The organism is Xanthomonas sp. GW, assembly GCF_014236815.1.
GTDB lineage: Bacteria > Pseudomonadota > Gammaproteobacteria > Xanthomonadales > Xanthomonadaceae > Xanthomonas_A.
This window is the reverse complement of sequence record NZ_CP051189.1, coordinates 4,540,057-4,562,566: the sequence shown is the minus strand read 5'-3', so window position 1 is coordinate 4,562,566 and position 22,510 is coordinate 4,540,057. Positions and strand designations below refer to the sequence as shown.

Below are 22,510 nucleotides of genomic sequence, written 5' to 3'. Positions count from 1 at the left end.
TTCCATCCAAGGAGAGAGATGCATGATCGATCGTATTCGCCGCCAGCCGCTGCTGGCCGCCGCGTTGTCCGGGTGCGCGCTCGTGTTCGGCAATGCCCATGCCGCGCAGGACGCCACGCTCGCCGCGATGTCCGCCACGTTGCGCACCGCGCCCGTCAGCTTCGACGTGCACCTGCCGTTGCGCGACCAGGCCGGCCTGGACGCATTGCTGGCGGACATCCAGGATCCGGTGTCGCCGCAGTACCACCATTGGCTGTCGCGCGCCGAGTTCGAGCGCCGCTTCGCGCCGTTGCCTGCGCAGGTCGAGCGCGTGCGCTCGGCCTTGCAGGCCGCGCACATGACCATCACCCAGGAGGGCGCGAGCCTGCATGTGAGCGCCAGTGCCGACAACGTCGAGCGTCTGTTCTCCGCGCCGCTGGCGGTGGACCTGCCCGAAGGCGGGCATGCCAAACTCGCCGCCGCCGCCGGCACGCTGCAGCTGCCGGCCGCGTTGCGCGAGAGCGGCGCCGTGGTCACCGGCCTGACCGGCGGCCTGCCGCTGCACCATGTCCATTCGCAGAGGCTGCGGCAGGTCGATCCGGCCAATCGCAATGGCCGCCTCGGCGTCTACGCGTACAACGATCTCAAGCAGGCCTACGGCTATCCGTCCTACCAGAGCATGATCGGCGCGCCGGGCCAGCAGCGCCGCCTCGACGGGACCGGCACCACCATCGCGGTGCTGATCTCCAGCGACGTGCTGGATTCGGACGTGGATGCGCTGTTCAACGAAGAAAAATTCAGCCGCTATGGCGCCGGTCACGTCAATCCGAAACTGTTCGCACGCCGTTACGTGGCCGGCGCCAAGCCAGGGATCAACGAAGAGGGCGGCGCGGGAGGCGAAGCGGCGCTGGACGTGGAGATGGCGCTGGCCGGCGCGCCGGGCGCGCATGTGCTGCTGTACGTGATTCCCGACCTGACCGACGCATCGCTCGCCGCGGGCTACCGGCAGATCGTGCAGGACAACGAGGCGGACGTGGTCACTTCCTCGTTCGGCGCCTGCGAGCTGTACTACACCAAGGCCTACAACGACGGCAAGGATCTCACCTCGCCCTTCCACACCATGGATGCGATCTTCAAGCAGGGCAACGCGCAAGGCATCACCTTCATCGCCTCCAGCGGCGACAACGCCGGCGTCGCCTGCGCGGATACGCACTATGCGGTCGAGGGCAAGGACGGCAACTTCGTCGCCGGCGTCGAGCATCCCGCGGCCGATGCGTATGTGACCGCGGTGGGGGGCGGCAATCTGTCCACCAACTACAAGCAAGGATCGCCGGACTCCAGCTACCGGTCCGAGAGCGCCTATGCCGATCCGCTGCTGACCCAGGACTACTACGGGGTGGGCGCACTGCTGGCCGGCGGCTACTGGGGTGCCGGCGGCGGGGTGAGCACCTTGTTCCAGCGCCCGGCCTATCAGCTGCGTGCGCTGGGCGGCACCCGCACCTCGATGCGCGCATTGCCCGATGTCGGCATGCTGGTCGGCGGCTGCCCCGGTGACGCGAAACAGCCGTGCCGCGAAGGCAGGGGGCTGTATGCCAGTTCGGTGCTGTCGGTGTACAAGGGCGAGTTCTATTCGACGATCGGCACCAGCGTCGCCGCGCCCGAGTTCGCTGGCGTGGCCGCACTGCTGGTGGAGAAGCAGGGGCGCCAGGGCAATCTCAACGATTACCTGTATCGGCTGGCGGCCAATTACCCGCAGGCGTTCCATCGCGATATTCCGGGCAACAACGGCGTCGTCGACAACAACGTGCCGCTCAAGGGCAGGTACAACTACACGGCCGGCCTGGGGACGCCGATCGTGCGCGCCTTGATCGGTGCGCTGGACGCGGCTCCGGCCGGCGCGCCGCGTTCGCCCAGCAATCCCTGACCTGACGTGACGCAACGACGGGGCCGCAGGTGCGCCGATGCCGGCGCGCCTGCGGCCCCGTTGCGTTTGCGCAGGCATGGCCTGCAGGCGGCCTTGCTTCAATCCAGTTGCAGGCGCTTGCGGATGCGCATGGCGATGCGTGCGGTTTCGCGCAGCGGTTCGATGGTGCCTTCGGCGGCGCCATGCGCAACCGATGCATCGGCGAGGCGGCCGCGCGCGCGCAGCGCCGCATGAAAGTCGCGTGCGCGGCCGCGTGCCGATGTCGGCATCGCCACCGCCACTGGCACCCGTGTGGCGCAGGCTTCCGACAGCAGGTTCACCGAATCGGGCGTGCACACGATGCGTTCGGCCCAGCCCAGCAGGCCGGCGTAGGGGTTCGCGCCGTCGCCGTCGCCGCACCACACCACGCCGGGCACACCGGCAAACGCGCCACGCAGCGCGGCGGCCACCGCCGGCGGCGTGCGTCGCGAGGTGCTGGCGAGCACGCTGCCGCCGCTGTCGCGCAACTGCGTCGCCAATTGTCCGAACACCGCCGCCGCGGCGTCGGCCGTCCATGGCGCAAGCGCGGCGGGGCCGCCGACCAGCACCGCAGTGCGCGGCGACGGCAGCGCGCCGAACTGCGGGAACGCCGCGCGCGCGGCGGCCAGCCAGGGATCGTCGATCGGATGCAGGCTGCCGAGCAGGGTGAGCACGTTGTCGCCGCGCAGGCGATCGTGCTCGGGCACCACCACCACGTCCCAGTACCGCGGCGACAGGCGCGGATCCAGCACCTGCACCACCACGCTGCCGCGCGCGCGCAGCAGCCGCGTCGCCAGCGCCGCCTGGCGGCCACAGCCGATCGCCAGTGCTGGCGGTTGCCGCAGCAGCTCGGCGAAGGCGGGGCCATAAGCCTGCGCTGCGCCGGGTAGCCGCCGCGGCGCCAGCCAGCGCCAGGGCGTGTGCGGTTGCAGCACCAGCGCCGGGGCGGGCGGCATTGCGGCGGGTCCGGCCAGCGCCGCGGCGAGCGCCTCGGCCTGGCGCGCGTTGCCGGCGCGGCCGTCGCTAATCGCCCAGGGCGCGCCCGATCGTTTCACGTTTGGTAGTAATCCGTTGCATTGCGGCTGGGTGTTGCGGCTATCGTGCCACTCTACACTGGCCGCCTTGCGCCGAAACCGCCCACCGTGGGTGGGCATCGGCCTTCCTCCGACGACAAAAGGTACCTCCGCATGTCCGACGTTCTGCACGATGCCGCCCTGGATCAACTGTTCCGTACCGCCCGCACCCAGAATGCCTTCCGCGACACGCCGGTCGGCGAAGACACCCTGCGCGCCTTGTACGACCTGCTGAAGTGGGGCCCGACCGCGGCCAACAGCAGCCCGGCGCGGTTCGTGTTCGTGACCTCGGCCGCGGGCAAGGAGAAGCTCAAGCCGGCGCTGTCCGAAGGCAACCTGGCCAAGACCCTGGCCGCGCCGGTGACGGTCATCGTAGCCCACGACGAGGACTTTCACGAGAAGCTGCCGTATCTGTTCCCGCATGCCGACGCCAAGAGCTGGTTCGACGGCCCGCGCGAAGGCCGCAGCGAGTCGGCGTTCCGCAACGGCTCGCTGCAGGGCGCCTACCTGATCCTGGCCGCGCGTTCGCTGGGCCTGGATGCCGGCCCGATGTCCGGCTTCGACAACGCCAAGGTCGATGCGGCGTTCTTCGCCGGCACTGCGATCAAGTCCAACTTCCTGGTCAACCTGGGCCACGGCGATCCGGCCGGCCTGTTCCCGCGCCTGCCGCGGCTGAGTTTCGACGAGGCCGCGCGCATCGAGTAAGCCGAATCGTTTTCCGCTTCACCCTCACACCGCTGTGCCTGCGCTTGCCGCAGTTTCCCAACCACCGATTTCTTCAGGAGCTCCGCCCATGAACAAGACCCGCAAACTGCTGCTTCCGCTCGCCCTGGCGCTGGCCGTCGTCGTCGCCCAGCCCGCCACCACCGCCTTCGCCGCGCCGGCCGCCGCGGCCGCCACCGCGATCAAGGGCACCACCGGCACCTACAAGCTCGACCCCTCGCACACCGACGTGCTGGTGCAGTGGAGCCACTTCGGCTTCTCCAACCCCAGCGCGCATTTCGGCGACGTCGACGGCACCCTGGTCTACAACGCCGAGAACGTGGGCAAGTCCAGCGTCCAGGTGACCCTGCCGCTGTCGGGCCTCAACAGCTTCACCGCCAAGTTCGACGAGCACCTGAAGAGCGGCGACTTCTTCGACGCCGCCAAGTTCCCGACCGCCACCTTCAAGAGCACCAAGGTCACCGCCGCCGGCACCAACAAGCTGAGCGTGGCCGGCGACCTGACCATCAAGGGCATCACCAAGCCGGTAGTGCTGGCGGTGACGCTCAACGGTGCCGGTCCGCACCCGATGAAGAAGGTGCCGGCGCTGGGCTTCGACGCCAGCACCACGATCAAGCGCAGCGACTTCGGCCTGGGCGCGTACGTGCCGAACGTCAGCGACGAGGTCAAGATCCGCATCACCACCGAGGCGCTGCAGGACGCGAAGTAAGCCTGCGCACTGCGGTGAAAGCGGCGGCCTGAACTTGGCCGTCGCTTTCGAGGAAAACGCCCGCCATTCGGCGGGCGTTTTCGTTTACGGCAGTATGGATGAACATGTCTGCGCTGATGATGGGGTAGGTGGCGAGTGCGATACTGCTAGCGCTTCAATTGGATGCAGTCGGGACTGAAGTCCCTCCCACAAGGGGGCTATCACTTGTGCGGGAGCGACTTCATTCGCGACGAGCGATACCCGGCTTTCCGAAGCGTCATATGTTCCCTGTAGGAGCGGCTTCAGCCGCGACCGGAGAATGAAGTGGTCGGATCGATCGAGCCAAGAAAAGTGTCGCGGCTGAAGCCGCTCCTACAGGGAGCCCGCAAGGAAGCACGCTTTTTGTGGGAGGGACTTCAGTCCCGACGCATGAACCCCGCGATTTCCGCATCGCCAAGCGCTTATGTAGGAGCGGCTTCAGCCGCGACCGGAGAATGAAGCGGCTGGATCGATCGAGCCAAGAAATAGTGTCGCGGCTGAAGCCGCTCCTACAGGAGCCCGCAAGGAAGCACGCTTTTTGTGGGAGTGACTTCAGTCCCGACGCATAAAAAACAACCGCATCCACCTCGGGTGCGTAATCACCAAAATTATGCCTCCTCCTCGCGCCCGGACTTCCAATACCCGGTCGCCCGGATCCAGTCCTTCGGCACATTGAGCCGGCCTTCGACGAACTTGCGCATCATCCGCGCGCGCGCCGATTCGCAGGCGATCCAGTAGAACGCATCGCCCTCCGGCGCCTCGAAATCGCGCAGCGCGTCTTCCAGCAACTGGCTGCCGAGCATGGGCACGCCGTTGCGTTCCAGCCAGGTGATGCGCACCTGCGCGCGCGACGGCAATGCCTGCCGGTCGGCGAAGCCGGGGATCTCGATCAGGGCCTCCACATTCGCGCCGGCTGGTAATTCTTCCAACCAACGCCCGATCGCCGGCAGCGCGGTCTCGTCGCCGATCAGCACATAGGTGTCGTAGTCGTCGGCGGCCACGAACGAGCCGCGCGGGCCGCCGACCACCAGCGGGTCGCCCGGGTTGGCCTGCGCCGCCCAGCGGCAGGCCGGGCCATCGCCGTGCAGCACGAAATCCAGGGTCAGTTCCTGTGCCGCGGCGTCGTAGTGGCGCGGGGTGTAGTCGCGCGCCGGCGAGGGCGCGGTGTCGGCCGGGTAGACCGGGCCGCTGTCGGTCATCGTCGGCAGCACGAATGCGCCATCGGCGTTGGGGAAGAACAGTTTGACGTGATCGTCGGGTCCGGCGCTGACGAAGCCGTCCAGCTCCGCGCCGCCGACCACGATGCGGCGCATGTGCGGGGTCAGCGGCTGGGTGCGCAGCACCTGCAGGTGGCGGAACCGCAGTGGATGGCGCAGCAGGCGGTTTTCATGGGTGTTCATGCGGAAAATCCTTGGGGGAAGGGGGGGCGGCGCGTTGCGCCAGCGGAGAGGAAGGGCGGTTGGCGGCGGCGCGCGTGCAGCGCTCAGCCATCGCCGTCGCGTTCCATGCCGTCGGCGGCCTGTGCCAGCAGTTGCGCGACGCGTTCGATCTCCGCCTCGGTCCAGCGGCCGTGCCGGGCCAGCAGGCCATGTTTGATCCGGCGCATCGCCTCGCGCACCGGGGCCGGCACATTCGCGCGGACCAGCGCGCGGGCGCTGTGATGGGTGCGTTCCACCGCCGCGTCCAGCTGCGCGCGCTGCGCCTGCACGAAGGCCAGGCCGTCGGCGGTGATCGCGTAGCGCTTGCGCGCGGCACCGGCATTGGCCTGCACCAGGCCCTGCGCTTCCAATTGCGCCAGGGTCGGGTAGATGGTGCCGGCGCTGGGCGTGTACAGGCCATGGAACAGGTCGGCGACTGCGCGGATCAGCTCGTAGCCGTGGCGCGGCTGGGTTTCGATCATCGCCAGCAGCAGCAGGCGCAGGTCGCCATGGCCGAGCGGGCGGCTGCCGCGTCCGCCGCCGCGGCCATGCTGGCCGCGGCCGGGGCTGTCGTCGTCGAACAGGCGGCGCGGGTGGCGGTGGCTGGGGTCGGTTAGGCGCGGCATCGTTTCGATATGTCTAAGTGGTTCGAAACGATATATCGAATTTGGGTGGTGGGCAAGGTTGCTGGCAGGCAGCTAGTGGCGCGCGTGGTGGGCGCGGCGCGTTTGGGTTGGTCGCGTCGCGACTGAAGGGCACCTCTAATAACCCGAAAAGCTCGGCCTAAGCGTTCGCAAGCGATTGATGTGCCTAGCGTGCGATTCTGGGAATCGAGGTTATTAGAGGTGCCCTGAAGTCGCTCCCACAAGGATGCTGCACAGCGTCGTGCCAGCTGGCCGCAAGGCGGCGGCTTCTCTGTCGGTACCGCGTCGGCTATTGCGCGTTTTGTGGGAGCGACTGCTTGTTGTGGGAGCGACTTCAGTCGCGACGCGGGGTGGGTCGGTGAGTAGGCTTCGGTGCCTACCTGTCGGGGCTGAAGCCCCTCCTACAGTGCAGCCAGTGGGCATTGCAGTCAGCGGACAGTGCAGCCAGTGGATTGGTCGCGCGGTTTTTTTGTAGGAGCGGTTTCAACCGCGACGAGCGGAGCCGTTCGGCTTTCCGGCTCCGAAAGCCGTCGGGACTGAAGTCCCTCCCACAGTGCACCCAGCCAGCCGCAACGCAGGCGAACACCTCGTCGAATTCAGCCGCCGTCGCCTTCCTCCAACACCCGCCGCTGCATCTCGTCCAGGTACTCGTCCAGTTCCTGTACCGAGGTGAAGATCTCGTTCAACGGCACCGCCTTGACCACGTCGAACACCTTGCGGATCTGCGGTTGCGGGTTGACCACCAGCACCCGGCCATCGCGCGTGGCCAGCACCTTGCGCGCCTTGAAGATCGAGCGGATACCGGCGCTGCTGATGTAGTCCAGGTGCGACAGGTCCAGCACCAAGGTGGTGATCTGGGTGGCCAGCAGCGGCGCCAGCGCCTCGTCCAGCGCCTGGTAGGTGTGGGTGTCCAGGCGCCCGCTGAGGGTGATGCGCTGGCGCCTGTCCTGGGTCGGGTCGATCTGCAGGCTCAACGTGGTCATGCGGGAAACTCCTGGGGGATGGGGCCGAAGGGGTGCAGCAAGGTGATACACACGACGTTGCGGCCGGCGTCGTGGCGGTAGTCGATGTGGTCGGCGAGCTGCCGCACCAGATGCAGGCCGAGGCCGCCGATCGGGCGCTGCGCGATGTCCGCGTCCAGGTCCGGCGCCGGCGCCACGCGCAGGTCGAAGGCCGGGCCGCTGTCGTGGAATTCCAGCACCAGCGCGCCGGTGTCCACCTGCAACAGCACTTCCACCGGCGGCTGTTCGCTGGCCAGGTGGCCGTGCTCGAGCGTGTTGCAGGCCAGTTCCTCCACGATCAGCCGCGCCCGGTGCACGTGCTCCAGGACCACGCCATGGCGCAGCAGCGCGGCCTCCAGCGTGTCGCTCAGCTGCGCCAGGGTGTCCAGCGCCGGCACCATCTGTAGCCGGAGTTTCATGGGCTTCCCTCCCGGGTCGGATCCTGGCGCAACCGGATCGCCAGCAACGTAATGTCGTCGGATTGCGGTGCGGCCGCGGTGAACGCGTGCACGTCGGCCAGCACTCGCGCGCACTGTGCCTGCGCGTCGATGCCGGGCTGCAGCGCGGCCAGCAACCGCTCGGCGCCGTAGGCCTGCTGCTGCGCGTCCATCGCCTCGCTGATGCCGTCCGTGTAGCTGAGCAGCGTGGCGCCGGCGGCCAGGCGACCGCGCACCACCGGGTAGCGGGTCTGCGGCTCGATCCCCAGCGGCGGCCCCGATTCCACCGCCAGCAGCTGCGCGCGGCCGTCGGCGTCGAGCAGCACCGGCGGCTCGTGGCCGGCGCTGGACAGCCAGTAGTCGCCGCTGTGCACGTCGATCAAGCCGCACAGCACGGTGGCGAACATGCAGGTGTCGTTGCCCTCGACCATGCGCTGCGAGGCCGCGATCAAGATCGCGTCCGGCCGGGTGTGGCGGCGCGCGGCCACTTCCAGCACGGTCATCGCTCGCGCCATGAACAGCGCCGCCGGCACGCCCTTGTCGGACACGTCGCCGACCACGAACCACAGCAGCCCCGGCTCGGTCTCGAAGAACTGGTAGAAATCGCCGCCGACCATCGTCGCCGGTTCCAGCAGCGCATAAGTCTCCAGATGCTTGTGCGCACTGTCGAACGTACGCCCGTCCGGCAGCATCGCCTGCTGGATGTCGCGCGCGATCGACAGCTCGCTCTGCATCCGCTGCCGCGCCTGCGCCAGCGTGGCGATTTCCTCCAGCTGCAGCTTGATCGAGCCGCGCGCGCTGTCGAACGCGCGCGCCATTACCCCCACTTCGTCGTGCCGCTCCACATGCCGCAGTGGATAGTCGAACTCGCCCTGGCTGAAATGCCCGGCCGAGTTGGTCAGGTCCTCGATCGGCCGCGCCAGCCGCGCGGTGTAGCGGTGCAGCAGCCACAGCCACAGCAGCAACGCGGTGCCGCCGCCCAGCCCCACCCACAGCGCGATGCGGTTGAGCCCGGCCACGATGTAGCGCTCGGACACGGTCAGCGCGAAGGTCCAGCCGGTGTCGCCCACCGCCGCGCTCTGGGTCAGGTAGCGCTCGCCGTCGGGCGCGGTGTGGGAAAAGCGTACCGGCGTATGCGTGGCCACTGCGGCGGCCAGCGGCGACAGGTCCGGCCGCGCCCGCGCCACGTGCGCCTCCAGGGTGCGGCGGAAGCGCAGCGCCGGGTCCGGATGCAGCACGAACAGCCCGTCCGGCGACAGCAGCATCGGCTGCAACCCGGCGCTGGCCGGCAACTCGCCGACGATCGCCTGCAGCCGCTTCAGCGGCACATCCACGCTGACCATGCCGATCGCCGGCGCCCCCGTATCGTCGCCGGGCAGGCGCAGCGGCAGGTTGTAGGTGGTGAGGTAATCGCCGCCGGTGGACGCGTCGCTGTACGGCTCGGACCACCACGGCGCCGACGCCGCCAGCGTGCGCCGGTACCAGGGCATGGTGTGGTAGTCGTAGCCCAGCGCATCGGCCGGCTGCTCGGTCACCCGGCCGTTGGCCCGCCGCAGGTGCCAGGCGAAGCCGCGGTCGTCGCCCTTCAGCGCGCCCGGCTCGATCACCAGCAGCGCCCCGGCGATGTCCGGATCGCCCTCCAGGGTGGCGTGCAGCAGGCTGCGCAGGTTGAACGGCTGGCGCCCGACCGCCGAGGCGCCGGCGGCCAACGTGCGCCCGCTCACCTGCACCGACCCCAGCGTGGCGTCCAGGCTGCGCGCGGTCTGCTGCGCCAGCCCGGCCACCTCCTCGCGCGCATTGCGCACCACCACCTGGCGCGCGCCCAGGTAGAACAGCACCGCCAGGCCCAACAGCAGCGCCACCTGGATCAGGCTGCCCCACAGCATCAGCCGGGTGCGCAGGCTGTGCCGCCAGGCCACCGCTGAAGCGTCCTGCACTGGCGAGAGAGCGGCGATGGCGGCGTTTCCGCGGGAGTCGGCCCCGATCATAAGCGCAGCCGCGCCCCGCCGCGCATCCGGGGCGCGCGCGGTCCCGGGCCAATGTGACAGTCCGTTCCATACGCTGGCGTACGAGGTCCGGCGGGGCGGTTGCGCTACACTTGGAGGCTTCGAAAAACACATGCAATCGCGCGCGTGCGTGCGACCTACGGGAGCGCTATGAACTGGTTGAACGAGGTGCTGCAGAACGATCCGAACCCCACTGAGACCCAGGAGTGGATCGAATCGCTCAAGGCCGTCATCGATGTCGCGGGCCCCGAACGCGCGCATCAGCTGCTGGAGGACATGGTCGAACTGACCCGCCGCTCCGGCGCCTACCTGCCGTTCTCGCCGACCACCGAGTACGTCAACACCATCGCGCCCGCCAACGAGGCCAAGAGCCCGGGCGATGCGGCCATCGAGTGGAAGATCCGCTCGATCATCCGCTGGAACGCCATGGCCACCGTGGTCCGCGCCAACCGCAAGCCCGGCGACCTGGGCGGCCACATCGCCTCCTTCGCCTCGGCCGCCACTCTGTACGACGTGGGCTTCAACCACTTCTGGCGCGCCCCGTCCGACAAGCACCCCGGCGACCTGCTGTACATCCAGGGCCATAGCGCCCCGGGCATCTACGCCCGCGCCTTCCTCGAAGGCCGCATCAACGAGACCCAGCTCGACCATTTCCGCATGGAAGTGGACGGCCAGGGCATCTCCTCCTACCCGCACCCGTGGCTGATGCCGGATTTCTGGCAGACCCCCACCGTGTCGATGGGCCTGGGCCCGCTCAGCGCCATCTACCAGGCGCAGTTCATGAAGTACCTGGAGCACCGCGGCCTGATCGAGAAGTCCGACCGCAAGGTGTGGTGCTTCATCGGCGACGGCGAGTCGGACGAGCCGGAAACCCTGGGCGCCATCGCCCTGGCCGGCCGCGAAGGCCTGGATAACCTGATCTTCGTGGTGAACTGCAACCTGCAGCGCCTGGACGGCCCGGTGCGCGGCAACGGCAAGATCATCCAGGAGCTGGAAGGCGTGTTCCGCGGCGGCGGCTGGAACGTCATCAAGCTGCTGTGGGGCGGCTACTGGGACGCGCTGCTGGCGCGCGACACCGACGGCGTGCTGCGCAAGCTGATGATGGAAACCGTCGACGGCGAATACCAGAACTGCAAGGCCTTCGGCGGCGCCTACACCCGCGCCAACTTCTTCGGCAAATACCCGGAGACCGCGGCCATGGTCGCCGGCCTGTCCGACGACGACATCTGGCGCCTGAACCGCGGCGGCCACGACCCGCACAAGGTCTACGCCGCCTACCACCAGGCGGTGAACACCAAGGGCATGCCCACCGTGATCCTGGCCAAGACCGTCAAGGGCTACGGCATGGGTTCCTCGGGCGAATCGCTCAACCCCACCCACCAGACCAAGAAGCTGGACGACGACGCCGTGCGCGCGTTCCGCGACCGCTTCAACATCCCGCTCAGCGACAAGCAGCTGGCCGACGCCGAGCAGGTGCCGTTCTACCACCCCGGCCCGGACTCGCCGGAAGTGCAGTACCTGCAGGAACGCCGCGCCTCGCTCGGCGGCTACCTGCCGCAGCGCCGGCGCAAGGCCGACCAGTCCTTCACCGTGCCCGGCCTGGACAAGTACGACCGCCTGCTCAAGTCCAGCGGCGAGCGCAGCTACTCCACCACCATGGCCTTCGTGCAGAGCCTCAACATCGCCCTGCGCGACAAGGACCTGGGCCCGCGCATCGTGCCCATCGTGGCCGACGAAGCGCGCACCTTCGGCATGGAAGGCATGTTCCGCCAGATCGGCATCTACGCCCCGTTCGGCCAGAAGTACAAGCCGGTGGACGCGGACCAGCTGATGTTCTACCGCGAGGACCAGTCCGGCCAGGTGCTGCAGCAGGGCATCAGCGAGCCGGGCGCCATCTCCTCGTGGCTGGCCGCCGGCACCAGCTACTCGGTCAGCAACGTGCCGATGCTGCCGTTCTACATCTACTACTCCATGTTCGGCTTCCAGCGCGTGGGCGACATCGCCTGGCAGGCGGCGGACATGCGCACCCGCGGCTTCCTGCTCGGCGGCACCGCCGGCCGCACCACGCTCAACGGCGAAGGCCTGCAGCACGAAGACGGCTTCAGCCAGGTCATCGCCGGCTCCATCCCCAACGTGCGCAGCTACGACCCCACCTTCGGCTATGAAGTCACCGTGGTCATGCAGTACGGCATGAAGCGGATGATGCAAGAGCAGGTGGACGAGTACTACTACATCACCCTGATGAACGAAAACTACACCCACCCGGAAATGCCGGCCGGTGCAGAGGACGGCATCATCAAGGGCATGTACCTGCTGACCGACGCAGGCAAGCCCAAGAAGGGCGAACTGCGCGTGCAGCTGCTGGGCTCGGGCACCATCCTGCGCGAAGCCATCGCCGCCGCGGAGCTGCTGGACAAGGACTTCGGCGTCACCGCCGACATCTGGTCCTGCCCCAGCTTCAACGAACTGCGCCGCGACGGCTTCGACGCCGAGCGCTGGAACCGCCTGCATCCGGAAGGCGAGCAGCGCAAGCCGTACGTGACCCAGCTGCTGGAAGGGCGCCAGGGGCCGGTGATCGCCGCCACGGACTACGTGCGTGCCTTCGCCGATCAGATCCGTGCGTTCGTGCCGACGCATTACACCGTGCTGGGCACCGATGGTTTTGGCCGTTCGGATACGCGTGCGAACCTGCGCCGGTTCTTCGAAGTGGACCGGTACTACATCGCGCATGCCGCGATTGCGGCGCTGGCGAAGGATGGGAAGATGACCGGCAAGGATGTGGCTCGGGCGATCAAGCAGTACAAGATCGATCCGGAGAAGTCGAATCCGGTTGGGGTTTGAGTCACGATCAAGGGGGCAGCTTAAGCTGCCCCTTTTTTTTGAATGGAATCTACGCTTTAGGTAATGGGGGGATGGGATGGCCGCAAAACCTAATATGTTTGGCGATGTGCGCGGAGAAAATGACCACAAAGCGCTCGATGAGTCATTTTATGAATGGCAGGACTATAGAACCCTGTTTGAGAGCGTCGATCGGTTCATCGTAGTTGGACGTCGCGGAACAGGAAAAAGCGCAATTACCTATCGTCTGAGTAAAATATGGGCTAGTCGAAAGACTCCCGTGATCAAAATCGCTCCTGTTGAGGAGCAGATGATCGGGTTGCGTCCTTTAGCCAAGATCTTTGGTGACAGCCTGTCCAAAATGCGAGCGGGAGTAAAAATTGCGTGGAAGTACACCATCCTGATGGAGATCGCATCTGAGCTCCTTGCGGACTATAAGCTCAAAAGTCATGTGGAAGCGAAGCCTGATCTTGCGAACAACGTTTCTGACTGGCAGCGCCGCGCAGGTACTCCCGTAGAAAGAATTAGGTCTGTTCTTAAAGAATTTAAAATTCAGGTGGGTGGCGAGGATGAGCGAATCGCTGAGTTGCCCGCATTTCTTTCAGTTGAGCGGCTGACAAATGAGATACTTGAAATCTTGTCGCTTTCTGGTCAGGAATACGTACTGCTGGTAGATCGCCTCGACGAGGGTTACGAGCCAGATATTGTTGGTACTAGTATCATTGATGGCATTCTCTATGGGACGGACGAGATCCGTTCTTCTCTTTCTGGCCATTTTAGGGCTATCGTCTTTATTCGAGACAACATGCTTCGAGCAATTGAGGCAGAAGACAAAGATTTTACGCGCAATCTAGAGTCTCAGGTTTTGAGGCTTCATTGGGATCCCCAAGAACTATTTTATATGGTGGCCAATAGAATTAGATACGCCTTTGGTATATCGAAAGAAAGTGATGTGAGGGTTTGGAATGCCATCACTGCTAATGAGCTTCATGGCAGGGAAGGGTTTAAAAGATGTCTGCGACTGACTCTGTATCGGCCGCGAGATGTAATTGCGTTGCTCAACACTGCATACTACCAAGCGCAGCGCCAAGGACGAAAAACGTTGATTGAAGCTGACTTTGACGAGTCGGCTAAGAATATTTCTATGACTCGTTTCAATGATCTCGGGAAGGAATATGAAGCTGTTTTCCCGGGGTTGCGCGCTTTAGTGTCTTCGTTCTCTGGTGGTGAAGCAAAGCTAAAATTGGTTGAGGTCCAAGACAGAATCTCATCGGTTATGAGTAATTCGGCTCTTACTGTCGCGGAATCCCAGCACTTCCAGATACTCGGCAGCCCGCAAGAAGTACTTAAGGCCTTATATGGTATCGGTTTTATTGGAATTTATGACAAGCAAATTACTAGCTTTGTCTACTCCCATGATGGGAAAAGGTTTCAGAAGTCATTGACCTCTGAAGACATTCTCATGATACACCCGTGCTATTGGCCGGCACTCAATATAAGTGGCTTCGAACTTACGCAAGGTGAGGCGGAGGAAATTTATGACGAGTACGAAATAGCGATCGAATCCCAGAGTGGAGAGCAGCGAAAGCATATTCTCGGTCAGCTGATGTCTGAGCTAAATTCGATTCCGGAAGGATTGGCTGGCGCAGCTCAGTTTGAAGTTTGGTGTAAGAAAGCAGTGGAGATCGCTTTTTCCAAACAGCTAACGAATATTCAGTTGAGGCCGAATGCTAACGCTACGCAACGGCGTGATATTGTGGCGACTAATCAAGGAGGAGGTGTTTGGAGGCGCGTTCTCGACGATTATAAGACGCGGCAAGTGGTATTCGAAGTAAAGAATTATGCAAAAATTGGAATTGATGAGTTCAGGCAGGTTTTTAGTTATCTCGGTAGAGAGTATGGTGAGCTTGCATTCATTATCTGTCGAGATGCGGAGTTTGGACTTCGTAAAGGCGCTGAACTCGAAGCTTTTCGGGAGTTCTACAATAAAGGGCGGGTTATAATTAAGTTTCCGGCACAACAGTTGGTTACCATTCTTTCAAAACTCAGAAGTCCAGAGAAGATTGATGCGGGTGACTTGGCTGTTGAGCGATTGTTAGACACATACGTTCGAATGTACGCCTCTGGTCAGAGCGATGTGCCCAGCTCGTCTAGCACAAGAAAGAGAAGAAAAATCCGCAAGTAGTACTGCCGCGTAATGGCGAGGGATAATGGGGCAAGATTGCCTTATTAGTTGATCTCGGTGATCTGAGTTATGGATTAGGGTTGACACGTTCATAGGAGAGGGCATGACGGTGATTCACGAGATGGAGTCTCGCTTCGCCACTTTTGCCATGACGATTGAAGGCGCGGAGTCGATCGACAAGCTGCTGCAGAGCACGGATCAGGGCCAGCGCGCCGACTACCTGTGGCGGGGTCGGTCCGTTATTACTGAATTGAAAGTCCTTCGTGCTGATCCCCAATCCAAGGTGGACAGCACGTTTGATGAACTGAGTAGGCGCAATGACTTCCCTGTGATCTTCGGCGCGGTAGAGGTCCACAAAGTGCTGGCGCATCTGCCGGATGGCGATGAGCAAATGCGACGCCTCAATCAAAAAGTTATGCGGTCCGTGGAGGGCGCCTTCCGAGATGCTAAACGCCAGATCGCCAATACCAAGCGGATTTTAGAACTGGGAGATGCACTAGGTATCTTAGCGCTTTTGAACCCCGACATCGAAGCGCTGGATCCGATCAGTGTAGGAAAGGAGGTTAGTCGCCTCATACAGACACGGCAAAAAGACATGTGGGCAGTGGATGTAGTATGGCTACTGTCAGAGGCGCATTTCATCGGAGGCGCCATGCCTTGCATAATTATAGAAGGTGACAGGGTTGATCGCTTTCACTGGGGTGGGGATTTCCTCACTAGCTTGAACGAACGCTGGGCGCATTTCAATAACAGCCCAATGTTTTCCGGAAAATCCACGCTCTTAGCTGATCTGCCTTTGACGCGTAAGTCCGAGCATCACATAGGGCCCATGACGAAAGAGGAGCGCTGGCGAGCGAACTATCGCGCCAACCCATACTTGGCGCAGTTGGATGATAATGCTGTCCGCGCGTTCGGACACCAATCCTTTGTGGATCTGTCTCCATATTTCACCAAGGGTGGTCCGCGTAGGCAGCTAGTGGAGATTGAGCCACTTATGGAGCGCTGGGCACATTTCCTAGAAGAGGCTTCTACGCGCGGACTTGACATGCGAGGAATGGGGTTAGCGAAATGAGCAAGGGGACGCAATAATCGGGTGGCAATAATCGGGTCAGATTGACTTATTGGTGGGCGGCCGTGGTCAGTGTGCGGGCCATATAGGGCGCTTAGTAGGTGAACTATGGTGTCACATGCTGCTTATGCTATGCCCTGTTTAACTGCCAATGATGAGCGAAATGTTACAAACTTCAAATAATCCAGATATTCAGTATCATGGTTCGGCCAATACCACTCAATCATGCTTAAAGGCGATTATTAGGTTGGTAGAGGCGGGGGGAGTTCGATTGGCTCGAATTCTGACGTGTACGAATCGTCATGCGTTCTACCTTGAGTTTAGTGATCCTTCACCTGCATGCATAAAGTCGGGCTTCGCATCAGGGTACTCCGGTGAGGGTTCAGCTGGTCTGGCACTAGCTATACGTCTTTTACAGCGCCATCGTATCGATGTGGAAGAATGCGATGTCAGTTTTGGATTGATGGCAAGACTGGATAGGTGTAGTTTGACGCATAGTGATATCGAGGCTATTCGCGAGTCAACACTGCGGCGCCCAACTCGCGTTTACGATTATGCGAACGATGGAATGGCTGGAAGGGGAAAGTGGGAAGATGCGTTGCGCAGCCGGCAGCCTATGGTGATTCCGTGGGCTATCTTGGATGGGCGCCTGATAGAGCTGGCATTGGATATGGAGTCTGATCCGGATATGGCCGTATTTAGAGCTTTTCGCGATCTGGAGGAGATCGTAAAGCAGCGTTGCTCGTTGGCCATAGAGCTCCATGGACTAAGCGTTTTTAAACGCGCATTTCGTGGTGGCGGCTCAATTCTGGAGTGGCGCGGAATGCATCAAGCAGAGGCTGATGGCCGAGCTCAACTATTCGAAGGTGCCTATTCCGCTTTTCGAAATGCCCGCGCTCATCGCGGAGGTAATCATGACCTTCGAAATGCTCTACGGGAATTCTTAGTGGCTAACGAACTATTCCTCCTAGAGGCGGAAGCGGTTCCGAGGGCATCTGTCGACCGTGGTCCAGTGTGAAAGGGGTTCGTGAGCCGAACCTCCTTTCCAAATCAAGGATTCAAGGACTCCTTATAGCGACGAATGACGATGAACTTCACGCTGCTGCATCGGATGACGGGTTTGCCTGAATCAGAGAACCAGCAACGGCCTGCAATAAGTACATGTGCACCGGCTAGATCTTCTAGGTCTTCTACTTTGAACGCGTCTAGAAATTTCTTTGCGATGTCATCGAAAATGGCAATGCTTGCGCCGCCTCGTGTGAGCGAGGAGTTCAACCACAATTTTCCATCTGAAGTGCGTCCAGCAGATGCAACTGCACCCCAATAAAGTGCAAGCTTGTCGTGGTGGACCTCCCGAGAGAGCGAGCTGAACTCGTGCGTGACGTCGTTCACTGCGCCTTGAATAAGAACTTCATTCTCATTTCTATACAATGAAACAAGTTCGCGAGATGTTCTGAAAGACGGGCTTTGCACTAAACGGTAGAGGATTCTACGAAGCGTGAAGTGCTGACTAGAGAGTCGATTGCCGGCTGTTCCTACGAAACGGGTTCCACCCTCTCGTCCGCCCTCCGCCCCATTCGAAGCTGGAGCAGCTAGAACGTCGACCTGGCGAGCGTCCTCAAGATCTAAACGAACGACGATCGTATTTCCAGCGGCGATTTGGTCCTGCTCATGAATGCCAGGAGCTCTTTCGCCAACGACTTCGTATTGAACTTTTAATCCGCAGTTCTCCGCGTGATGCGAGCAGAAGTGTGGCGGATGTCCGTGCCGACTCTCCTTGCGGAACCAAGCAAACTCACCACACTCTGCGCATTCGAGGCTGCGGCGCTTAACTTCTAACTCTGCCTCAGGGAGCCGAGAGAATTCATTTGCTTCCCATACCTTGCTTTCTCCCGCCTGTCTTGCGTGCTGCATGCTTCACTTCCCTAGGATCGCACCGGCCGATGCCTCTTCTGCTATCGGCCCCTAGATGACTTCGCTTAATAAAGCTTGAGGCGACGTGTGACAAGATTCACATTTCATTGCGTTCCTGTACATCCCCACAAGGCATTTCAGCGCTCGCTTTCCCGCCAAACTGAGTAACGGGGTCAGGTTGACTTATTGAGTGGTGGTGGATTTGCGTGGCCGATGGGCGGGCCTGACGCCAGCGAAGCGGTGGGTCTTGGCCTCGACCATGGCGCGGAATGGCTGTCCACTTTGTGCAGCAAAATCGAATCCGGTTGGAGATTAGAGGTCTTCCTTTGGCCGGCCTCGCTTTCGCAAGGACCGCGCGTACCCTGAAATCCGCGACCTGCTGCAACAACTCAGGGGCACAGGTAGGCAGCAAGTCGGGCAGGCCATCTCAAACATCCTGTCTACGAGGCCGCGTGACAGTAGCTGGGAGGCCGAGCGATGATGTGCTCCTTGGCCCTGACTAGCATCCTAAAAACTGGTTGGCCTGAACAGGTAATCGCCATGCGCTACGCCGTCGTTATTGAGAAAACGCGTAACAACTACTCTGCCTACGTGCCTGATCTGCCGGGTTGTGTGGCTACGGGCGAGAGTGCAACAGAGGTGGAAGGGTTGATCCGCGGAGTGATCGAACTACATCTGGCAGGTATGCGAGAGGATGGGGGAGCGATTCCGCTGCCGTCGAGTCAGATCGAGTATGTGGATGTGGCGGTGTAATGGGGCAGGGTTCGTGCACTATGAACGCGCGTGGCAAGAAATAGTAATATGGATCTAGCTTATGTGGTTTGAGTCTATCAAAAATTTTAAGGAATCAATGCGGTATGGATGTTAGATTCTTAAAAATTGGGCGTTCGGCATCCAGTCCGTCAGGACTTAAGGGTTGTTTTACTTTGAGAGAGGATGGTTGGGATGACTATTCTTTCAAAACGATGTTTCGGCTTGCCTTCTATGACTCATCTGGCAACTATCTAGAAATTGGTGAGGTTAAGATCGGGTACCAAGGGCAGGTGCATGGTTGGACGTCAGAGAAGATTCCTCAAAGCTTCGAGGCATTGCCGTCTGAGTTCTTTTCTATTGGGCAAAGTACTCAGTACTATGAAACGATAAGAGGGTTGCCGAATTTTTCGCCGATTTGGCTCGAGCGCCTCGGTGATCTAGCTGCGCTTCCTCAGCGTAGGTTGGTGGCGTACGAGCAAAAAGTATTTGTTGATTCGCTGACTAGGACAGTAAGTGTTGCCGTCATTGAGCAGCAGTTTGCCAGAATCTTGGCCGGGATGGCTGCGCTGACTGCATACGATTTTGAGTTTATTCGCGAACCAAGTGATCGGCTATCTGGAGTATCGCTTAGGTTTGAGGTTTCACCAGAGTCCAAGCCTCCGTCCAACATTCACGTGCTTATTGGTAGGAACGGTGTTGGAAAGACAAAGATTTTAAATGGAATGATCACTGGTGCTCTAGTGCCGTCGCCTGGTTTCGCTGAGTATGGTCGATTTTTCGGACATGTCGGCTGGTCTGTGACGCCCATAGATGAAAAGTACTTTAGCGGCATAGTGTCCGTCTCGTTCAGCGCCTTTGATCCATTCAATCCGCCGCCAAACAATGTGCAGCGAGATGCGGGGATTCGGTACTCTTATATAGGGTTGAAAGACAATACGGGTAGCGCAAACAATTCAACCCCGCGCGACATGAAGAATCTGGCTAAGGACTTCTTTGAAAGTCTGATGGTTTGCATGAGCCAAGCAAAAAAGAGCGGCCAGTGGTTGAGATGCATTTCTATTCTTGAGTCCGACCCCAACTTTGCGGAAATGGGGCTTTCAGCACTTTCTGAAGTCAAGCGTGAACATGAATCTAGAGTCGTAGAGTTTTTCCATGAAAAAATGAGCTCTGGACACGCGATTGTTCTGCTCATCATGACGAAGCTTGTCGAGTCCGTAGGGGAGAAAACTCTCGTCCTCATTGACGAGCCAGAGAGTCATCTACATCCTCCGCTTCTTTCTGCTTTCACGCGAGCACTATCTCAGCTTCTTTCCTCTGAAAATGCCGTAGCAATCGTTGCGACTCATTCTCCAGTATTGCTTCAGGAGATTCCTCGGCAATGCGCATGGATTCTATCGCGGTCACGTCTGATCAGTGATGTGGATAGGCCTTCAATCGAGACTTTCGGTGAAAACTTAGGCGTGTTAACGCGAGAGGTTTTTAAGTTTGAAGTATCTAAATCAGGGTTTCACGCACTCTTGGCTGAATCGGTTGCCAGAGGAGGGGGGTTCGCAGAAATTATGGATCAATATGGGGGGAAGCTTGGCATGGAAGGTCAGGCTATTCTGATGTCTATGATCCGGTCGCGTGATGAAGGGTAATTTTTATGCGTCAGGTGGCTATCTATAGCAAGACATTTTCCGATGTGTACAAAAGCTGCGTCGCAGGCGTAAGTGATCTTGTAAAAGCGGGCAACTACAATGCGGCATTGGCTGGGCTGCAAGTTGAAAACGCTAACTATGAGTTTTTAGCGCGGGCCTCAAATCTGTATCTCATTCCTGCTGTAAAATCTCGATTGGAAGATGTTGTGCGAGGGGCGTTGACCCGAAAAGATCTTAAGGATCTATATGAGGTCAATATGGTTGGTCAACGTCAGGCTGCACGAGATCACTATGACCAGATCCTTCTGTCGCCTCCGTATAAGAAGTGCCCATATTGTAGCCTGGGGCAGGCGACTACCCTGGACCACTATCTGCCAAAATCAAGATTTCCTCAGTTCTCTGTTTCAGTGGCAAATCTCGTTCCTTCTTGCAGGGACTGCCAGTCCAAAAAAGGAAGGGATTATGCTGTAAATAAAACTACCCAGACACTTCATCCGTATTTCGATAGTCCGGCTTTTTTTAGTCAGTCTTGGCTACGGGCTAGGTTATTACGTGCGTCTACAATGAGTGTTGAGTTTTATGTGGATCCTCCTGCGCTTTGGCCAAGCGCGATGAAAGCCAGGGTCGAAGCGCACTTTGCCGCCCATCATCTGGCTAAGCGATTCGCAATCGAGGCGGCGTGTGAACTCGTATCGGTCAACGAAACCGTCGCAGATCTAAGGGCGGCTGGTCAATTCATGGACATTGAAATAATACTTCGGCTGCAGGCAAATGGGCATGCTCGAAACTGCGTCAACTCATGGCAGTCTGCATTTTACAATGCGCTTGCGGACGACAGTTGGTATTGCACTGCGCCAGTGATTTGATGCTTTTCGCTATTGACAGGCCACGCATCGCGGTAGCACTCTCTACATCAAGGAGCGTCGAAACTCCTCTAACAGCGGTACCCACCTCCGACAAACCGGTGGGTTTTTTGTGCCCGAGGCTCGGGCGCAAGCCGACGCGATGCCTGTGTCGGGAGGGCGGCTAATACAACACCCTTCGGGGAAATACGCCCGCCGTCTGTTAGCGGTTTCGAACCTCCCGACTTCCCGTCCGCCATGCGTGGCGGGCGGACCCTTCATGGAACGAGGAGGCAACGATGTCGTACGACCGTTTGGACGATGAAGACATGCCCGGCTATTTCCTGCCGGAGGAGAGCCAGTTCCGGCTGGCGAAGCTGCGCGATCACGTGAGGTTCCTGGTCCGGCTGGCGCAGCCGCGCACGCCGGACGAGGAGCGTGCCGCCGAGCCCAAGGTGCGCATGGGCGAGCTGGCGGTCTGTTTGGAGTTGTTGGCCGACCAGGTGGAGCTGGTGCTGGACGCGCTGTCCTATCCTGCGCAGCGGACCGACACGACGCCCGGCGCCCGGCCCGCTGCCACCGTTGAGGTGGCGCCGGACGTGGGCGGCGGCGCCTTCCGCGTCACGCTGGCGCAACTCGACCAACTCACCCTGCTGGCCGAGACCGTCTCGGCCCATGCCCGGGTGGTGGCGGCCGGCGACGCAACCGCGCGCGCCGGCCAGGCATTGCCAGAGGTGGGCGACACGCTCTGCGAGGCAGCGAACGCGATGCGGGCACTGCTGCAGCAGATCGAGCGCCAGCCGCTGCACGAACCAACGCCCAACGGCGTACGCGAGGAGCGGGCGGTCTATGCGGTGGAGTGGGAGACGCCGCCTGCGGGAGGCGGGCGGCTGCATTGATCGCGGAATTGGCGGGATGCGGCAGGGATGCGTCGCCGGAGAGGGCTGGCCTCGTGGTGCGGGGCCGGCCCTGGGATGCAGCGAACGTCAGTGCGCGAGCAAAGGGAGTGAGGCGCCTGAGGGAATAAGCGGCGGTCATGCGACCAGCTAGCCCATTCATTGCGCCCCCGGCCTATTCCGTGTTGCACCCCACACCTGCGCTAGCCGCGTCCCGGCCCTGCGCCTGAGCGCCGATGGCTGGAACAGCTGGGCTTCGCTATCGGTAGCAAGGTGCGGATCACCGTGCGTGCTGAAGAGGTGGTGGTGTCGGTCGCAGGAGCGGACGTCGCAGAAGGGCGACGCGATGGTTCTTGAGTGGAGGAAACGCCAGCGTCTCCCCTCGTGGCACGCTGGTCGTCTTGTTGATATCGTCTTTCACGC

General features: G+C 61.3%; 19 protein-coding genes. 12 read left to right on the top strand and 7 right to left on the bottom strand.

Annotation, left to right across the window (positions count from 1 at the left end; genetic code table 11):
- The first annotated feature begins 22 nt into the window (after positions 1–22).
- Positions 23–1,903 carry a S53 family peptidase gene (locus HEP73_RS19675; protein WP_185821228.1) on the top strand — a complete coding sequence of 627 codons (1,881 nt, stop codon included), beginning with the start codon at positions 23–25 and terminating at the stop codon, positions 1,901–1,903.
- A gap of 98 nt (positions 1,904–2,001) precedes the next feature.
- On the opposite strand, the gene HEP73_RS19670 is transcribed toward HEP73_RS19675, so the two are convergent.
- The gene (locus HEP73_RS19670; RefSeq protein ID WP_255423569.1) at positions 2,002–2,976 is read right to left on the bottom strand and encodes a mitochondrial fission ELM1 family protein; all 975 of its coding nucleotides are present in this window, start codon (positions 2,974–2,976) and stop codon (positions 2,002–2,004) included.
- Between the two features lie 132 nt (positions 2,977–3,108).
- On the opposite strand from HEP73_RS19670, the gene HEP73_RS19665 reads away from it, so the two are divergent.
- Both HEP73_RS19665 and HEP73_RS19660 read left to right on the top strand, forming a co-directional pair.
- Positions 3,109–3,699, top strand: coding sequence for a malonic semialdehyde reductase (locus HEP73_RS19665; RefSeq protein ID WP_185821226.1), 591 nt, complete (start codon positions 3,109–3,111; stop codon positions 3,697–3,699).
- Positions 3,700–3,787: 88 nt separating this feature from the next.
- Entirely contained in the window at positions 3,788–4,426 is a 639-nt protein-coding gene (locus HEP73_RS19660) for a YceI family protein (RefSeq protein ID WP_185821225.1), read from the top strand.
- Positions 4,427–5,052: 626 nt separating this feature from the next.
- On the opposite strand, the gene HEP73_RS19655 is transcribed toward HEP73_RS19660, so the two are convergent.
- The 5 genes from HEP73_RS19655 to HEP73_RS19635 all read right to left on the bottom strand — a co-directional run bounded on the left by HEP73_RS19655 (position 5,053) and on the right by HEP73_RS19635 (position 9,932).
- A complete protein-coding gene (locus HEP73_RS19655; RefSeq protein WP_185821224.1) occupies positions 5,053–5,844 on the bottom strand; it encodes a siderophore-interacting protein in 792 nt (263 codons plus the stop codon).
- Between the two features lie 83 nt (positions 5,845–5,927).
- Positions 5,928–6,488, bottom strand: a complete 561-nt coding sequence (locus HEP73_RS19650) for a PadR family transcriptional regulator (protein ID WP_185821223.1) — start codon at positions 6,486–6,488, stop codon at positions 5,928–5,930.
- A 614-nt stretch (positions 6,489–7,102) separates the two neighbouring features.
- Positions 7,103–7,489 carry an STAS domain-containing protein gene (locus HEP73_RS19645; protein WP_185814168.1) on the bottom strand — a complete coding sequence of 129 codons (387 nt, stop codon included), beginning with the start codon at positions 7,487–7,489 and terminating at the stop codon, positions 7,103–7,105.
- Entirely contained in the window at positions 7,486–7,926 is a 441-nt protein-coding gene (locus HEP73_RS19640; RefSeq protein WP_185821222.1) for an ATP-binding protein, read from the bottom strand. Before HEP73_RS19640 ends, HEP73_RS19645 begins: the two co-directional genes overlap by 4 nt.
- Positions 7,923–9,932, bottom strand: a complete 2,010-nt coding sequence (locus HEP73_RS19635) for a SpoIIE family protein phosphatase (RefSeq protein WP_458309632.1) — start codon at positions 9,930–9,932, stop codon at positions 7,923–7,925. The genes HEP73_RS19640 and HEP73_RS19635 overlap by 4 nt, the downstream gene beginning before the upstream one ends.
- 168 nt (positions 9,933–10,100) lie before the next feature.
- On the opposite strand from HEP73_RS19635, the gene aceE reads away from it, so the two are divergent.
- The 4 genes from aceE (at position 10,101) to HEP73_RS19615 (ending at position 17,060) form a co-directional block, all read left to right on the top strand.
- Positions 10,101–12,791 carry a pyruvate dehydrogenase (acetyl-transferring), homodimeric type gene (aceE, locus tag HEP73_RS19630; RefSeq protein ID WP_185821220.1) on the top strand — a complete coding sequence of 897 codons (2,691 nt, stop codon included), beginning with the start codon at positions 10,101–10,103 and terminating at the stop codon, positions 12,789–12,791.
- 76 nt (positions 12,792–12,867) lie between these two features.
- Positions 12,868–14,973 (top strand): P-loop ATPase, Sll1717 family, encoded by a 2,106-nt coding sequence (locus HEP73_RS19625; RefSeq protein ID WP_185821219.1) that lies wholly within the window; start codon positions 12,868–12,870, stop codon positions 14,971–14,973.
- A gap of 103 nt (positions 14,974–15,076) precedes the next feature.
- On the top strand, positions 15,077–16,045 hold the full coding sequence (locus tag HEP73_RS19620; RefSeq protein ID WP_185821218.1) for a hypothetical protein: 969 nt from the start codon (positions 15,077–15,079) through the stop codon (positions 16,043–16,045).
- Positions 16,046–16,196: 151 nt separating this feature from the next.
- On the top strand, positions 16,197–17,060 hold the full coding sequence (locus HEP73_RS19615) for a TIGR02391 family protein (RefSeq protein WP_185821217.1): 864 nt from the start codon (positions 16,197–16,199) through the stop codon (positions 17,058–17,060).
- Between the two features lie 32 nt (positions 17,061–17,092).
- On the opposite strand, the gene HEP73_RS19610 is transcribed toward HEP73_RS19615, so the two are convergent.
- The gene (locus HEP73_RS19610) at positions 17,093–17,956 is read right to left on the bottom strand and encodes a hypothetical protein (protein ID WP_185821216.1); all 864 of its coding nucleotides are present in this window, start codon (positions 17,954–17,956) and stop codon (positions 17,093–17,095) included.
- Between the two features lie 540 nt (positions 17,957–18,496).
- Here HEP73_RS19610 and HEP73_RS19600 point away from each other — a divergent pair.
- The 5 genes from HEP73_RS19600 to HEP73_RS19580 all read left to right on the top strand — a co-directional run bounded on the left by HEP73_RS19600 (position 18,497) and on the right by HEP73_RS19580 (position 22,444).
- Positions 18,497–18,709, top strand: a complete 213-nt coding sequence (locus HEP73_RS19600) for a type II toxin-antitoxin system HicB family antitoxin (RefSeq protein ID WP_185821215.1) — start codon at positions 18,497–18,499, stop codon at positions 18,707–18,709.
- 104 nt (positions 18,710–18,813) lie between these two features.
- The gene (locus HEP73_RS19595) at positions 18,814–20,349 is read left to right on the top strand and encodes an AAA family ATPase (RefSeq protein WP_185821214.1); all 1,536 of its coding nucleotides are present in this window, start codon (positions 18,814–18,816) and stop codon (positions 20,347–20,349) included.
- Between the two features lie 5 nt (positions 20,350–20,354).
- Positions 20,355–21,215: an HNH endonuclease gene (locus HEP73_RS19590; RefSeq protein WP_185821213.1), complete on the top strand. Its 861-nt coding sequence runs from the start codon at positions 20,355–20,357 to the stop codon at positions 21,213–21,215.
- 275 nt (positions 21,216–21,490) lie between these two features.
- On the top strand, positions 21,491–22,090 hold the full coding sequence (locus HEP73_RS19585) for an XAC0095 family protein (protein ID WP_185821212.1): 600 nt from the start codon (positions 21,491–21,493) through the stop codon (positions 22,088–22,090).
- A gap of 237 nt (positions 22,091–22,327) precedes the next feature.
- Positions 22,328–22,444 carry a SymE family type I addiction module toxin gene (locus HEP73_RS19580; protein ID WP_185823509.1) on the top strand — a complete coding sequence of 39 codons (117 nt, stop codon included), beginning with the start codon at positions 22,328–22,330 and terminating at the stop codon, positions 22,442–22,444.
- Positions 22,445–22,510: the final 66 nt, after the last annotated feature.

What these genes read in the sequence shown, in the direction of transcription:
- HEP73_RS19675 (WP_185821228.1), top strand. Translation starts at nt 23, where the DNA reads ATGATCGATCGTATTCGCCGCCAGCCGCTGCTGGCCGCCGCGTTGTCC.
- HEP73_RS19665 (WP_185821226.1), top strand. Translation starts at nt 3,109, where the DNA reads ATGTCCGACGTTCTGCACGATGCCGCCCTGGATCAACTGTTCCGTACC.
- HEP73_RS19660 (WP_185821225.1), top strand. Translation starts at nt 3,788, where the DNA reads ATGAACAAGACCCGCAAACTGCTGCTTCCGCTCGCCCTGGCGCTGGCC.
- HEP73_RS19655 (WP_185821224.1), bottom strand. Translation starts at nt 5,844, where the DNA reads ATGAACACCCATGAAAACCGCCTGCTGCGCCATCCACTGCGGTTCCGC.
- HEP73_RS19650 (WP_185821223.1), bottom strand. Translation starts at nt 6,488, where the DNA reads ATGCCGCGCCTAACCGACCCCAGCCACCGCCACCCGCGCCGCCTGTTC.
- HEP73_RS19645 (WP_185814168.1), bottom strand. Translation starts at nt 7,489, where the DNA reads ATGACCACGTTGAGCCTGCAGATCGACCCGACCCAGGACAGGCGCCAG.
- HEP73_RS19640 (WP_185821222.1), bottom strand. Translation starts at nt 7,926, where the DNA reads ATGAAACTCCGGCTACAGATGGTGCCGGCGCTGGACACCCTGGCGCAG.
- HEP73_RS19635 (WP_458309632.1), bottom strand. Translation starts at nt 9,932, where the DNA reads ATGATCGGGGCCGACTCCCGCGGAAACGCCGCCATCGCCGCTCTCTCG.
- aceE (WP_185821220.1), top strand. Translation starts at nt 10,101, where the DNA reads ATGAACTGGTTGAACGAGGTGCTGCAGAACGATCCGAACCCCACTGAG.
- HEP73_RS19625 (WP_185821219.1), top strand. Translation starts at nt 12,868, where the DNA reads ATGGCCGCAAAACCTAATATGTTTGGCGATGTGCGCGGAGAAAATGAC.
- HEP73_RS19620 (WP_185821218.1), top strand. Translation starts at nt 15,077, where the DNA reads ATGACGGTGATTCACGAGATGGAGTCTCGCTTCGCCACTTTTGCCATG.
- HEP73_RS19615 (WP_185821217.1), top strand. Translation starts at nt 16,197, where the DNA reads ATGAGCGAAATGTTACAAACTTCAAATAATCCAGATATTCAGTATCAT.
- HEP73_RS19610 (WP_185821216.1), bottom strand. Translation starts at nt 17,956, where the DNA reads ATGCAGCACGCAAGACAGGCGGGAGAAAGCAAGGTATGGGAAGCAAAT.
- HEP73_RS19600 (WP_185821215.1), top strand. Translation starts at nt 18,497, where the DNA reads ATGCGCTACGCCGTCGTTATTGAGAAAACGCGTAACAACTACTCTGCC.
- HEP73_RS19595 (WP_185821214.1), top strand. Translation starts at nt 18,814, where the DNA reads ATGGATGTTAGATTCTTAAAAATTGGGCGTTCGGCATCCAGTCCGTCA.
- HEP73_RS19590 (WP_185821213.1), top strand. Translation starts at nt 20,355, where the DNA reads ATGCGTCAGGTGGCTATCTATAGCAAGACATTTTCCGATGTGTACAAA.
- HEP73_RS19585 (WP_185821212.1), top strand. Translation starts at nt 21,491, where the DNA reads ATGTCGTACGACCGTTTGGACGATGAAGACATGCCCGGCTATTTCCTG.